Source organism: Rhizobium redzepovicii (assembly GCF_019793435.1).
In the GTDB taxonomy this organism is placed as follows: domain Bacteria; phylum Pseudomonadota; class Alphaproteobacteria; order Rhizobiales; family Rhizobiaceae; genus Rhizobium; species Rhizobium redzepovicii.
Window position 1 is genome coordinate 113544 of record NZ_JAILYH010000009.1, and the last position, 11906, is coordinate 125449.

General features: G+C 63.7%; 13 protein-coding genes. 6 read left to right on the top strand and 7 right to left on the bottom strand.

The genetic code is table 11. The features are described from left to right. The first annotated feature begins 25 nt into the window (after positions 1 to 25). The 6 genes from K6N12_RS16025 to K6N12_RS16050 all read left to right on the top strand — a co-directional run bounded on the left by K6N12_RS16025 (position 26) and on the right by K6N12_RS16050 (position 4616). Positions 26 to 898, top strand: a complete 873-nt coding sequence (locus K6N12_RS16025) for a fumarylacetoacetate hydrolase family protein (RefSeq protein ID WP_183780159.1) — start codon at positions 26 to 28, stop codon at positions 896 to 898. Then, positions 898 to 1701, top strand: coding sequence for a 2-oxo-hept-4-ene-1,7-dioate hydratase (gene hpaH, locus K6N12_RS16030; protein ID WP_183780157.1), 804 nt, complete (start codon positions 898 to 900; stop codon positions 1699 to 1701). The genes K6N12_RS16025 and hpaH overlap by 1 nt, the downstream gene beginning before the upstream one ends. An 11-nt stretch (positions 1702 to 1712) precedes the next feature. Continuing rightward, complete coding sequence (gene hpaI / locus K6N12_RS16035) at positions 1713 to 2519, top strand: 4-hydroxy-2-oxoheptanedioate aldolase (protein ID WP_097626230.1); 807 nt, start codon at positions 1713 to 1715, stop codon at positions 2517 to 2519. A gap of 112 nt (positions 2520 to 2631) precedes the next feature. Further along, positions 2632 to 3423: an SDR family NAD(P)-dependent oxidoreductase gene (locus tag K6N12_RS16040; RefSeq protein ID WP_097626229.1), complete on the top strand. Its 792-nt coding sequence runs from the start codon at positions 2632 to 2634 to the stop codon at positions 3421 to 3423. Between the two features lie 12 nt (positions 3424 to 3435). Beyond that, positions 3436 to 4215 (top strand): MoaF C-terminal domain-containing protein, encoded by a 780-nt coding sequence (locus K6N12_RS16045; RefSeq protein WP_097626228.1) that lies wholly within the window; start codon positions 3436 to 3438, stop codon positions 4213 to 4215. A gap of 11 nt (positions 4216 to 4226) precedes the next feature. Then, on the top strand, positions 4227 to 4616 hold the full coding sequence (locus tag K6N12_RS16050) for a nuclear transport factor 2 family protein (protein WP_097626227.1): 390 nt from the start codon (positions 4227 to 4229) through the stop codon (positions 4614 to 4616). 32 nt (positions 4617 to 4648) lie between these two features. On the opposite strand, the gene K6N12_RS16055 is transcribed toward K6N12_RS16050, so the two are convergent. The 7 genes from K6N12_RS16055 to K6N12_RS16085 form a co-directional block, all read right to left on the bottom strand. Then, positions 4649 to 5593 carry an AraC-like ligand-binding domain-containing protein gene (locus K6N12_RS16055; protein ID WP_097626226.1) on the bottom strand — a complete coding sequence of 315 codons (945 nt, stop codon included), beginning with the start codon at positions 5591 to 5593 and terminating at the stop codon, positions 4649 to 4651. 15 nt (positions 5594 to 5608) lie between these two features. Then, the gene (locus K6N12_RS16060) at positions 5609 to 6325 is read right to left on the bottom strand and encodes an ABC transporter ATP-binding protein (RefSeq protein WP_097626225.1); all 717 of its coding nucleotides are present in this window, start codon (positions 6323 to 6325) and stop codon (positions 5609 to 5611) included. Position 6326: 1 nt separating this feature from the next. Beyond that, positions 6327 to 7031, bottom strand: coding sequence for an ABC transporter ATP-binding protein (locus K6N12_RS16065; RefSeq protein ID WP_097626224.1), 705 nt, complete (start codon positions 7029 to 7031; stop codon positions 6327 to 6329). After that, entirely contained in the window at positions 7028 to 8065 is a 1038-nt protein-coding gene (locus K6N12_RS16070) for a branched-chain amino acid ABC transporter permease (protein ID WP_097626223.1), read from the bottom strand. Before K6N12_RS16070 ends, K6N12_RS16065 begins: the two co-directional genes overlap by 4 nt. After that, complete coding sequence (locus K6N12_RS16075) at positions 8062 to 8928, bottom strand: branched-chain amino acid ABC transporter permease (RefSeq protein WP_097626222.1); 867 nt, start codon at positions 8926 to 8928, stop codon at positions 8062 to 8064. The genes K6N12_RS16070 and K6N12_RS16075 overlap by 4 nt, the downstream gene beginning before the upstream one ends. A gap of 69 nt (positions 8929 to 8997) precedes the next feature. Beyond that, positions 8998 to 10251: an ABC transporter substrate-binding protein gene (locus tag K6N12_RS16080; protein ID WP_097626221.1), complete on the bottom strand. Its 1254-nt coding sequence runs from the start codon at positions 10249 to 10251 to the stop codon at positions 8998 to 9000. A gap of 59 nt (positions 10252 to 10310) precedes the next feature. Further along, complete coding sequence (locus K6N12_RS16085; RefSeq protein WP_097626220.1) at positions 10311 to 11906, bottom strand: GMC family oxidoreductase; 1596 nt, start codon at positions 11904 to 11906, stop codon at positions 10311 to 10313.

Below are 11906 nucleotides of genomic sequence, written 5' to 3' on the forward strand. Positions count from 1 at the left end.
GGCCAAGAGAAGGCCCGAGACAAGCATGACCCATCCACGATTCCTGTCCTTTTCCAGAAACGGCCATCATGGCTATGGGCTTGCCGTCGAGAACGGCGTCATCGACCTGTCGGCTCGCCACGGCGCAAGCTGGGCGAGCCTTCGCGAAGTGATCGAGGCGGGCCGCCTCGTTCAGCTCGCCGAGGAGAGCAGATCATTAAAGCCGGATTTCGCGCTCGACGACATCCGCTTCGAAATTCCTATTCCGTCGCCGGAAAAGATTATCTGCGTCGGGGTCAACTTTCCCGACCGCAACGAGGAATATAAGGACGGTCAGGCAGCACCCTCCAACCCCTCGCTGTTCATCCGTTTTCCCCGTTCCTTCACCGGCCACGGCGAACCGCTGATCCGGCCGCCGGAAAGCCCGCAGCTCGACTATGAAGGCGAGATCGTCATCGTCATCGGCAAGGGCGGCCGGCGGATTGCCGAGGCGGACGCCTTCTCCCACATCGCCGCCCTGTCGCTCTGCAACGAGGGCACGATTCGCGACTGGGTGCGCCATGCCAAGTTCAACGTCACCCAGGGCAAGAACTTCGATCGCACCGGCGCGATCGGCCCCTGGCTGATCCCCTTCACCGATGCCGCTCAGCTCGAAGACATCAAGCTCGAAACCCGCGTCAACGGCGAGGTCCGCCAGAGCGACCGCACCAGCCGGATGATCTTCTCGTTCCGCAAGATCATCAATTATGTCTCCACCTTCACCACGCTCGTTCCCGGCGACGTCATCGTTACCGGCACGCCGACAGGCGCCGGCGCCCGCTTCGGTCCGCCGATCTGGCTGAAACCCGGCGATGTCGTCGAAGTCGAGGCCGACGGCCTTGGCACCCTGAAAAACACCATCGCCGACGAGGTGTTGTGATGCTGTCTGAGGACGAAATCCAGGCGGCCGCCGAAAGCCTCGACCAGGCTGAGCGCACCCGCATCCAGGCCGGCCTTCTGTCGCTGAGGCATCCCCGAATGGATATGGACGACGCCTATGCCGTACAGAGCGCCTGGGTGAAAAAGAAGATCGCGGCCGGCCGCAAGCCAATCGGCTGGAAGATCGGGCTGACCTCGAAGGCGATGCAATATGCGCTCAACATCGACATCCCCGATTCCGGCGTGCTTCTCGACGACATGATGTTCGAAGACGGCGCCACCGTGCCGGCCGATCGCTTCATCCAGCCGCGAATCGAGGCGGAGATCGCCTTCGTCATGAAGGCGCCTTTGCGCGGGCCTGATATCTCGATCTTCGACGTGCTGAACGCCACCGATTATGTGACGCCGGCGCTCGAAATCCTCGACACCCGCATCCTGCGCGTCGATCCGCAGACGAAGAAGCCGCGCACCATCGTCGATACCATTTCCGACAATGCCGCCAATGCCGGCATCGTCACCGGCGGCCGCGCCGTGCGGCCCGGGGAGATCGACGTGCGCTGGATGGGAGCGATCGTCAGCCGCAACGCCGAGGTCGAGGAAACAGGGCTTGGGGCGGGCGTCCTCAACCAGCCTGCTCGCGGCGTTGCCTGGCTCGCCAACCGGCTGGCGCAATATGGCGATGGCATCGAGGCTGGACAGATCGTGCTGGCTGGTTCATTCATCCGTCCGATCGAGGCACGGCACGGCGATACCATCAACGCCGATTTCGGCCCTTACGGCTCGGTCAGCCTCTATTTTGCATGAAGGAGTGAAACATGCCGGCGCCCAAAAACCTCTTCAAGCAAGCCCTGAAGGAGGGGCGGGCGCAGATCGGCCTCTGGCAGGCGCTCGCCAGTCCCTATACGGTCGAGATCTGCGCCGGCGTCGGTTATGACTGGCTGCTGCTCGATGCCGAACATGCGCCGAACGACGTGCCGCTTCTCGCCTCGCAGCTGCAGGCGATGAAGGGATCGGCAAGCCATGCGGTGATCCGCCCGCCGGTCGGCGAGACCTGGATCATCAAGCAGATGCTCGATATCGGTGCGCAGACGCTGCTCATTCCGATGGTCGACAGCAAGGAGATGGCGGAGGCCATGGTCCGCGCCGTGCGTTATCCGCCGCAGGGTGTGCGCGGCGTCGGTGCCGCCCTTGCCCGCGCCTCCGATTTCAACCGCATCCCCGATTATCTCCAGACCGCCAATGACGAGATCTGCCTGCTGCTGCAGGTCGAAAGCCGGGCGGGACTCGCAGCGCTCGACGCGATCGCGACGACCGAGGGCGTCGACGGCGTTTTCATCGGCCCGTCCGATCTCGCCGCCGATATGGGCTATCTCGGCAGACCGGGCGCGCCCGAAGTGCAGGCCGAAGTCGAAAAGGCGCTTGCCAGGATCCAGTCGCACGGCAAGGCCGCCGGCATCCTGATCGGCGATCTCGCCCTTTCCAAGCGCTATCTCGAACTCGGCGCCACCTTCGTCGCGATCGGCAACGACGTCATGCTGCTCGCCAATGCCACGGCCAAGCTGCTTGAGGATTTCCACAAGACCGAACCCGCCAGGCCGGCGGGCGACGTGAAGGTCTACTGACCTCCCGCATTCAGCATCGTTTTGCACGCTCAGTCAAAACGGACTGCACAGCTGGACAGGACGCCTCCCGGCCTTTCGACCATGATGATCGAAAGGTCCAGGAGGAAGAGATATGCGTTTCAGCAAGAAGACAGCGCTGATCACCGGCGGCGGCACGGGCATCGGCGCCGCCGTCGCGCGGCGCATCCGTAGGGAAGGCGGCAACGTCGTGCTCGTCGGACGGCGCCCCGAACCGCTTCGCGCCGTTGCCGATGAGATCGGCGCCACCGTCATCACCACCGACGCGGCCGATGGCATTGCGATGCGGAAAGCGCTCGAAACGGTCGTCGAGACTTTCGGCGGGCTCGATATCCTGATTGCCAATGCCGGCGGCCACGGCGTCGGGCCGACGATCAGCATGTCTGACGAGACCTGGGATCTCGCGGTTCGGCTCAATTTGAACACCGCCTTCGTCAGCGCCCGCGAATCCCTCCCCTATCTGATCAAGAACAAGGGCAATATCGTCGTTCTCGCCTCGATTGCCGGGCTGTTCGCCGGGCCGGATGCGGCGGGCTACGTCACCATGAAGCATGCCTGTATCGGGCTCGCAAAATCGCTGGCGCGCGACTACGGCCGCAAGGGCGTGCGCACCAACACCGTCTGCCCGGGATGGGTGACGACTGACATGGCCGACGAGCAGATGCAGATGATCGTCGAGAAGTTTAGGCTGAAAAGCATCGAAGAGGCTTATGCGCTCGTCACCAAGGACGTGCCGCTCGGTCGCCCCGCGAGTACCGAGGATGTCGCCAACGCCGTCTGCTTCCTGGCCTCCTCGGACGCCTCAATGATCAACGGCGCGATCCTGACCGTCGACGGCGGAGCCGGCACGGTCGATCTGCCGACCCTCGCCTTTGCAGAATGCTAGGAGGAGACAACGATGAACGAAAATCCGAAGGATTGGAAAACCTACGACGAATTCGCCTATGGCATCGACACGAACCGCCTGCCGGCGAGCGAAGCGCTTTCCGGCTCTTCCTATAAGATCGGCTTCGACGACGGCCGCCGGCTCGACCTTGCCTTCGGCAGAGGCGAGGCCAGATGGTCCGACGGCAAGGAAAGCGCAATTGACAAGGCTGAGGTGATCGAGGTCGCGCCGAATACCTATTTCATCGAAATCGTCTTCGCCGGCCGCCCGAGAGAAGCCGAAACGCTGATCCTCAATGTCGAGACCCGCCGAGCGTTTTCGATCTATTCGATCGTCCGCGACGCGAGGGATGCCGTCGGCGAACCGCAGGTGGCGCAGATCTTCCGGCCCGGCGTCATCGAAGGTGGCACTTCAAGCGGGCCGGCGCCGGCCGAAAGCCGTGATCTCATCGGGCTCAGGGCGCATTTCACCTATAGCCCCAACCATGTCTACGAACACACCTACCTCTCCGCTGAGCGCTACGCCTGGCAGTGCCTGGTCGGCGTCCAGCGCGGCCATGGCGATGTCGACCTGACAACCACCTACAAGTTCGACGACAACCAGTACGTCTTTACCTTCCGGGAGTTCAAAATCGCGGTCGCCTCCACCTTCTTCTACAATTTCAACGATATGCGCTCGACCGGTAAATTCCTCGGCATTACCGGCGACGGACGCATCCAGAACAGTCCTGCCGGCGCCTTCATCCGCAAGGCCTCGATGACCTATTACCTGCCGGGCCAGGAACCGGTGTGAGAGACAGAACCATGAAAACAGCTTTCGACATGGTGAAGGCGCATTACGACGCCAACGACCGCCGCGATATAGACGGGATGCTGGCCGACATTGCGCCCGACTGCCGCTGGACCGAGATGGACGGCTTTCCCTGCGCCGGCACCTATGTCGGCCCGCAGGAGGTCTTTAGACACGTCTTCCAGGCCCTCGGTGAGGCATTCGATGGCTACACCTTCAAGCTGGAACGTCTTCTCGACGCCGGCGACGATGTGATCGCCATCGGCGACTACAGCGGCACGCACCGGCAGACCGGTAAATCCTTCAAGGCCCGCGTCGTCCATGCCTGGCGTGCCGCGGACGGCAAGATCCGGCGCTTCGAGCAGTTTACCGATACGCTGCGCGTCGCGGAATCGATGCGATAAGAATCTGGGCGGCTCGGCGCAGACCGGCCGCCCTACAAAAGCGCAGCCTTGCGCCATTGCGACGGCGAAACGGCGTAGCGGGCGCGGAAAGCCCGCGAAAAATGCGCGCTGGAGGAAAAGCCGAGCGCAAAGGCGATCTCGGATATCTCGCCGCTATGGCCGGCGGCTTTGCGCAGCCTGGCCGCAGCCTGCTGCAGGCGCAGGTCCCAGATATACTCGGACGGCGTCAGCCGTTCGGTCTCGAATGCGCGATAAACGTAACGCACCGAGCAGCCCATGCGCCGCGCGATCATGGCGACGGTCAGATCCGGCCGGGCGATATTCCCGGCGATGAAATCCTTGATGCGCGCCAGCAGCAGATCGAGGGGATTGGCGACCAGTCCCTCCGGCCGCCCCTCGCCGATCATCGTGCGAACGAGATCGATCATCGTCTGGCCGACGCTCGAACGCCGCGCTTCGTCGAGATGGCCGATCTCGTGCATGGTCGTTTCCATCAGCGACAGCAGAATACCGCACATGCCGTCATACTCGGCATGCGCGGTGAAGGGTGCTGCCAGCCGCTCGACCGCGGCCAGCGGCAATGCCTGCCGCGGCAGTTGCAGCAGCAATTGGCGGACCGGCGTGCTGTTGGTCAGCACATAGGGCCGGCGCGGATCATAGATCACAAGCGCATCGGTGGAGATCGGCGCGTGCAAGCCACCCTGGGTGATCGAGGCGCTGCCTTCGGCCTGCAGGATCAGCTTGATCGCGTCGGGATCGTCAGGCCTGGCCGTCACCCGCTCGCCGAAAACCATATGCCGATCGGCTTCCAGCCGCGTCAGCCGGCAGGCTCCCAGCATAGCGGAGAGCATCGAACTCTTCTCCTCGTCGGCTGCCGTGAAATCGAGCTTGACATTGCCGAACAGCGTGCGGGCAAGCCCGGCGAACTCCTGGCCCCGAGCTGTCTCGATAGCGCGGTGATCAGCGGAAAAACGCATAACAACCTCCTCACTTCAGCTCGCCAGATAGGCGCCATGGAGGATGTCCGGCTGGGCTTTCAGCGTCGCGGCGGGACCGTCGAAGACAAGGCGGCCGCGCTCCAGCACGAGGGCCTTATCGGCGAGATCCAGCGCGAGATTGGCGAATTGCTCGATCAGCAGCACGCCGATGCCGCCGGCAGCGGCAATCTTCAGCGCCTCGGCCAGACGCTTGACGACGGCAGGCGCCAAGCCGAGCGAAAGCTCGTCGACGATCATGAAACGTGGCTTTGCGACGAAAGCCTGCGCCATCGCCACCATCTGCTTCTGACCGCCGGAGAGATCGGAAGCCGACTGACGCCGGCGCTCGGCAAGCTCAGGGAATATCTCATAGGCGCGCTCCAGCCCCTGCCGGCGGGCAGTCGCCGCAGGATCGAGCGCGGCGACGAGGATATTGTCCTCCACCGACAATTGCCCCAGCACGCGGTGCCCTTCCGGAACGAGCGCAAGGCCTGCCCGACGAATGCGGTCGGGCACAAATCCTTCGAGTGCGATGTCTCCCAGCCGCACCGCGCCGCCGCGCGGCAGAACACCTGCCATGGCCATGACCGTGCTCGATTTTCCCGCCCCATTGGCGCCGAGCAGGGTCGTCACCTCGCCGGCCGCGACCGAAAAGGAAATGTCATGGATGACGCGTTTGCCGCCGCGTTCGACGACGAGGTTTTCGACGCGGACCTCGGAATTCCCGCTCATCTCAGAACTCCCCCAGATAGGCGCGCCGCACGTTCGGATCGGCAAGCACGGTCTGCGTCGGGCCGAGGGCCAGCAGCTTTCCGTAGTCGAGCACCATGGTCTCGCTGCACATGGAGCGGATAAGATCGACGTCGTGATCGATGACCAGAATCTGCGCCCGGAATTCCGCGGGGATGCGCAGCACCAACTCGCGAAACGCCTTGCCCTCCTCCTCGGTCAGACCGGCGGCCGGCTCGTCCAGCAGGATCAGCTTCGGCTTGCCGACGACACATTTCGCCAGTTCGACCAGGCGGCGCTGGAAGAGATTGAGCGATTTCCCCAGCCGGTCGGCAGCCGCGCTGAGTCCGACGAAGGAAAGCGCCTCGTCCACGGCTTCGGAGCGATGCGGCGCGCCGACCACATGATCGGCGATCGCCGCGATATTGCCGGCGACGGTCAGGTCCCCGACCACCTGTTCGGTCTGGAACGAGCGGCGCAGGCCGGCGCGTACGCGCTGCAGCGGCGTCATCGGCAACAGCGCCTGGGCGCCGAGCGACACGGTCCCCTGAACCGGCCTGATGAAACCGGAGAGCACGTTGAGCAACGTCGTCTTGCCGGCGCCATTCGGGCCGATCAGGCCCGCGACCGGTGCGGTGAGCACGGCGCTGAGCTCGTTGATCGGCTTCACACCACCGAACTGGACGACGAGATTGTCGATGGTGATCATCGTGCCCTCCCCCTTGATAGGCCGCTGTTCAGACGGGCGATCAAGCCCGCGATCTGGCCGGCTATGCCGGTCGGCGCGGTTGCCAGCGCATGGAACAGGGCGACGCCGAAAATACCGATCGTGATATAACCGTCGATGCCGAGATCGGTCAGCAGCGCCGGCACCGCGCGCAACAGAAGCCCGGCGATCAGCGCGCCGTACCAGTTGAAGACACCGCCGACGATGGCGAGCGCAAAGAGGTTGAGGCTCTCGAAGGCGCCGAAGGCGCGCCCGTCGAGCTGGCCGACATTGCCGGCCAGCAGCCCGCCGGCAAGGCCGGCGAGCAAGCCGCTGAGCGCAAAGGCCCAGGCCTTGTAGATGAGAACGTTGACGCCGCTGGCGACGGCGACAGTCTCGCCCTTGCGGATCAGCGCCCAGGCCCTGCCGGGACGCGCAAGCTTATGCCATTGCGCGATCAAAAGACCGATCGCAGCTGCCGCGCACACATAGAGGAAATAGGCAACCTCGCCGTCGGCGATGACAGGCCTCGCCAGCATTTCGCGTCCGGAGCCGTCCGCCCGACCGAGAAAGCCAGGACCGCCATCAGGGAAACCCCAAGCGCTGATGATTATCTGGAAGCCGCCGGCGAGCATTAGGGTGACGAGCGCGAGGTAGAGACCACGCAGCCGCAAGGCCGGCACGCCGAAGGCGAGCCCGACCGCGGACGCGACGATGCCGCCGGCAAGCAGGCTGACCTCGAAGGGTGGATGAAAGGCGTGACCGATGCGCAGCGTTACCCAGCCGCCGACACCGACGAGGGCAAACTGGCAGAGCGAAACCAAGCCGAGCTGGCCATAGAGAATGGCAAGGCCAGCAACCGACAGCGACAGCGCGACGGCCGACGTTGCCGCCGAAAGCCAGAAGGAATTGGCGAGAAGGACGACCACAGCCGCGAAGAGCGCCGTCGTCACGGGGACATGCAGAAGCTGTTTCGGCAGGCGCATTGTCGACAGGCCTTCAGCGTTGGAGGCGATTGTTTGCGGCTGAACGCTCATCGGTCTTTCAACGCGGCCTTCGCCGTGCCTCCGAGGATCGTGACGGCGGCGAGCGCGATGATAAAGGGCGCCGCCGCCCGATAGGGCGATATCCAGGCAATCGGGGTCAGCGCCGCCTCGGCAATGCCGATCAGAATGCCGGCAGCCGCCGTCTCCCAAAGCGACCGCAACTGGCCGAGGATCGCCGCGGCAATGGCGGGAATGACCAGCAGGGTCAGGAAGGTGCCCTGCAGGCGCACGAGATCGGCCAGCAGCAGGCCGGCAAGGCCTGAGAAGATGCCGGTGATGATCCAGGCGGCGGTCTCGGTATGGAGGACGCGCACGCCGAGGACGGCACTGAGATCGCGGTCATTGGCCAGTGCGCGCATATCGAGGCCGAGCCGCGTGCGAGAGAGCAGCAAGGTGATCGCGACGACCATGGCAACGGCTAGAAGAAGGGCGATGATGCGCGTGTAGGTCAGGCGCACGGCAAAGAGCGAGACGAACATCTGGTCGGTCGGAAACTGCAGGCGGCGCGGCAGCTCGCCCCAGACGACACCCATGACGGCGATCAGAACCAGAGCCGGCGCCAGTGTGCCGACGGCGCGCACGACGGTATCGCGATGCGACAGCATGGGAGCGAAGATCCGCCCGTAGAGAAAGCTGATTGCCGTCGAGACCACGACCGCCGCAAGGATGGCGACGATGAGCGGAACCTTCCACTCGAGCAGCTGCCAGGCGCAATGCGCGCCCATCGCACCAAAAGCACCGAAAGCGAAATTGAGAACGCCGGTCGCGCGAAACAGCACGACGAGTCCGACACCCGACAGGGCATAGACGGCGCCGATTCCAAGCCCGGAAATGACGAAGGGAAGAATATTCATAACCCGATCCTCTAGCACTCGCCCGGCTCCGCGGGGTAGCAGCCGCGGAGCACGATGGCAGTCGCAGGCTCAGTTGATGCCCGCGGACTTTTCGAAGGCGCGGATGTCCTTCAGCTCGGGGTCCGGCGACGGCGCGCAGTCGGAGACGACTTTCCACTTGCCGGCTTCGCTGACGGCCATGCGCGTGGTCGAATTGGCATTGTGGCGAGTCTGGCCGTCACCGAAGTACCAGGGGGCACAGAAAATATCGCTTTTGAAGCCCTTGATTCCTCGCACCGCAGCCGACGCCGTCTCGCGGTTGACGTTGGCGGGATCGAGCGTCATCAGTGCCGTCTCGGCGATCCGTGCAGCAAGATAGCCGGCCTGGGCGAAGGTGTCGCGCGGATCGGACTTCTGGCCGTACTGATCCATGACAGCGAGCCAGTTCTGATTATCAGGCGTCGTCGCCTCGAGATCGTTGAACTCCATGTTGACGATGAAATTGCCGTCCCAGCCGGCGCCGATCGTGCCAGGCACCGAGAGATCATAGGCGGAGGCGGCGCTCAGGAACTTGATGCTCTGGTTCAGCCCCTGTTCTTCCGCAGCGGTCAGCAGCGGCACGGTGACGCCCTTGGGCAGGCCGAGAATGATCACATCCGGCTTGGAAGCTGCCGCCTGCAGGATGGTCGATGTGGAATCGGCGGTGCCGGGATCCATCAAGATCGTCTCGGCCGTCAGGCCCTTCTCTTTGGCGAGCTGAATGATCCCGTCGCAGGACCAGGTGCCGACATTCGGGATGTTCGGCCCGATGCAGACGACCGACTTTGCCTTCAGTTGATCGAGCGCATAGCCCATTGCGCCGAGCATCGACACGCGAGGACCGGCATTGGTCGGGGCATAGTTCGCCGCGAAGAAACATTCGCGGGGAACGCCGACGCCGGCGACGACGAGAATGGCGGATTTCTTGTAGAAATCGGCATTGGCGCCGCATTCGACGAAACTCGAATTGCCGACCATCAGCACGGCCTTCTCGTCATTGACGAGCTTGGCGGCGAGCTGTGCTGCTATCTCAGGATTCCACTGGTCGTCCTCGACCAGATATTTCACCGGCCGTCCCTTGATCCCGCCGTTGGCGTTCAGGCAATCGAAATAGGCCTTGGCCGCCTTGGTGGAATTGGAAAAATCATCCGGTCCCGTCTTGCCGGTAATCGCGCCGACCACAATTGCTTCGCCGGTTGCCGGCTTACCGCTATTGTCGCCGCAGGATGCTGCAGCATTTGCGCTGAACGCCGAAAAGAGCGTCAGGAAAAGGCCGATTACCAGCCCTTTTGGATTGATAGGCATTGTCTCCTCCAGTGTGTTGTCCCGCTCCCCACGGGATATTACGATCGGCGATACCAGGCTCAGCCGGAAATCGCCTTCCCTGTCATGAAGGCGGCAGCCTTTGCCGCAATCATCATCGTCGGCGCGTTGGTATTGCCCGACACCAACGTCGGCATCACCGAAGCGTCGCAGACGCGCAGCCCCTCGACGCCGCGCACCTTGAGGTCCGGTCCGACCACCGCCATGCGATCGTCGGCGCGGCCCATGCGCGCAGTTCCCGCCGGATGGAACACTGTTTTGGCTGATTGGCGGATGTAATCGCGCAAAGCCTCCGGATCCTTTTCGGTCCCAGGCTTCGGCAGCACGCGGCGCTTCACCAGCTTGGCAAGCGCCGGCGCATCGAGGATGCGGATCGCCGTTTCGACACCGCGCACCAGCGTCTCGATATCGGCGGGATCGGAAAGCAGATTGGCGTTGAAATCCGTCTGCTCCCTGGGATCGGCGCTCTTCAGCTTGATCCAGCCGCGCGACCGCGGCCGCAGATAACACGGCCCGATGCTGAGACCGTGGCCGGGCTCCGGTTCGCGGTCGACGAAGCCGATCAGCACCGGCAGGACATGGAACTGTACATCCGGCTGGCCGGTGCCTGCGGTATCGACGAAGCCGCCGCACTCGACGACGTTCGATGACAGCAGCCCGCGACGCGAGGTGAGGTAACGCAGCATGTGGCCGGCGGCACGCAGACCCTTGTCATGACCGAGGATCGAGATCGGCTCGCGCGTCTCGCCCTGCACCGGCACTTCGAGATGATCTTGATAATTGGCGCCGACACCAGGCAGGTCGGCAACGACCTGGATGCCGAGCGAGGTAAGATGCGCACCGTCGCCGATCCCCGACAATTGCAGGATCTTCGGCGTGGCGATGGCGCCTGCGGTGAGCGCGATTTCGCGCGACGCCTTGAAGATCGTTCCATCGAGCAGTTCCACGCCGACCGCCCTCTGCCCCTCGAACAGCAGGCGCGCCACCTTGCGCTCCGTCAGAACGGTGAGATTCGGCCGCTTCTCCGCTTCGCGCAAAAAGGCCTGAGCCGAACTCCAGCGCCGGCCGCCATGGGTGGTGCTCTGATAGAAGCCGACACCCGCCTGATCGGCGCCGTTGAAATCGTCGTTCTGGGGAATGCCGATTTCAGTCGCCGCCTTGACGAAGGCCTCGCTCAGCGGGTGGCGGTGGCGCGGGTCGGAGACGTGCAACCCACCCTTCTTTCCGTGGAAATGGCCGTTCAGCCGCTCGTTCTGTTCCAGCGAGCGGAAAGCTGGAAGCAAGTCGTCATAGGACCACCCCTGGCAGCCCATTTGCGACCAGGTATCGTAGTCGTTGCGATGGCCGCGAATATAGATCATCGCATTCACCGAGCTGCCGCCGCCGAGCACATTTCCCTGCGGCACGATGCACGGCCGGCCGTTCAAGCCCTTGTCGGGGTTCGATGCGTAGGGATGGATGTCGATGCCCTTGCCCAGCACCTTGAAGAAGGTCGCGGGTATATGGATCCACGGATCGGCGTCGCGGCGGCCGGACTCGATCAGCAGGACCTTATGCGCCGGATTTTCCGACAGGCGGTTCGCCAGCACGCAGCCCGAGGATCCGCCTCCGACGATGATATAATCGTAAGTCGTCAT

Excerpts from the sequence above, each read along its gene's own strand:
- K6N12_RS16040 (WP_097626229.1), top strand. The coding sequence starts at position 2,632 with ATGCGTTTCAGCAAGAAGACAGCGCTGATCACCGGCGGCGGCACGGGC.
- K6N12_RS16085 (WP_097626220.1), bottom strand. The coding sequence starts at position 11,906 with ATGACGACTTACGATTATATCATCGTCGGAGGCGGATCCTCGGGCTGC.
- K6N12_RS16055 (WP_097626226.1), bottom strand. The coding sequence starts at position 5,593 with ATGCGTTTTTCCGCTGATCACCGCGCTATCGAGACAGCTCGGGGCCAG.
- K6N12_RS16065 (WP_097626224.1), bottom strand. The coding sequence starts at position 7,031 with ATGATCACCATCGACAATCTCGTCGTCCAGTTCGGTGGTGTGAAGCCG.
- hpaI (WP_097626230.1), top strand. The coding sequence starts at position 1,713 with ATGCCGGCGCCCAAAAACCTCTTCAAGCAAGCCCTGAAGGAGGGGCGG.
- K6N12_RS16060 (WP_097626225.1), bottom strand. The coding sequence starts at position 6,325 with ATGAGCGGGAATTCCGAGGTCCGCGTCGAAAACCTCGTCGTCGAACGC.
- K6N12_RS16080 (WP_097626221.1), bottom strand. The coding sequence starts at position 10,251 with ATGCCTATCAATCCAAAAGGGCTGGTAATCGGCCTTTTCCTGACGCTC.
- K6N12_RS16050 (WP_097626227.1), top strand. The coding sequence starts at position 4,227 with ATGAAAACAGCTTTCGACATGGTGAAGGCGCATTACGACGCCAACGAC.
- K6N12_RS16070 (WP_097626223.1), bottom strand. The coding sequence starts at position 8,065 with ATGAGCGTTCAGCCGCAAACAATCGCCTCCAACGCTGAAGGCCTGTCG.
- K6N12_RS16045 (WP_097626228.1), top strand. The coding sequence starts at position 3,436 with ATGAACGAAAATCCGAAGGATTGGAAAACCTACGACGAATTCGCCTAT.
- K6N12_RS16025 (WP_183780159.1), top strand. The coding sequence starts at position 26 with ATGACCCATCCACGATTCCTGTCCTTTTCCAGAAACGGCCATCATGGC.
- K6N12_RS16075 (WP_097626222.1), bottom strand. The coding sequence starts at position 8,928 with ATGAATATTCTTCCCTTCGTCATTTCCGGGCTTGGAATCGGCGCCGTC.
- hpaH (WP_183780157.1), top strand. The coding sequence starts at position 898 with ATGCTGTCTGAGGACGAAATCCAGGCGGCCGCCGAAAGCCTCGACCAG.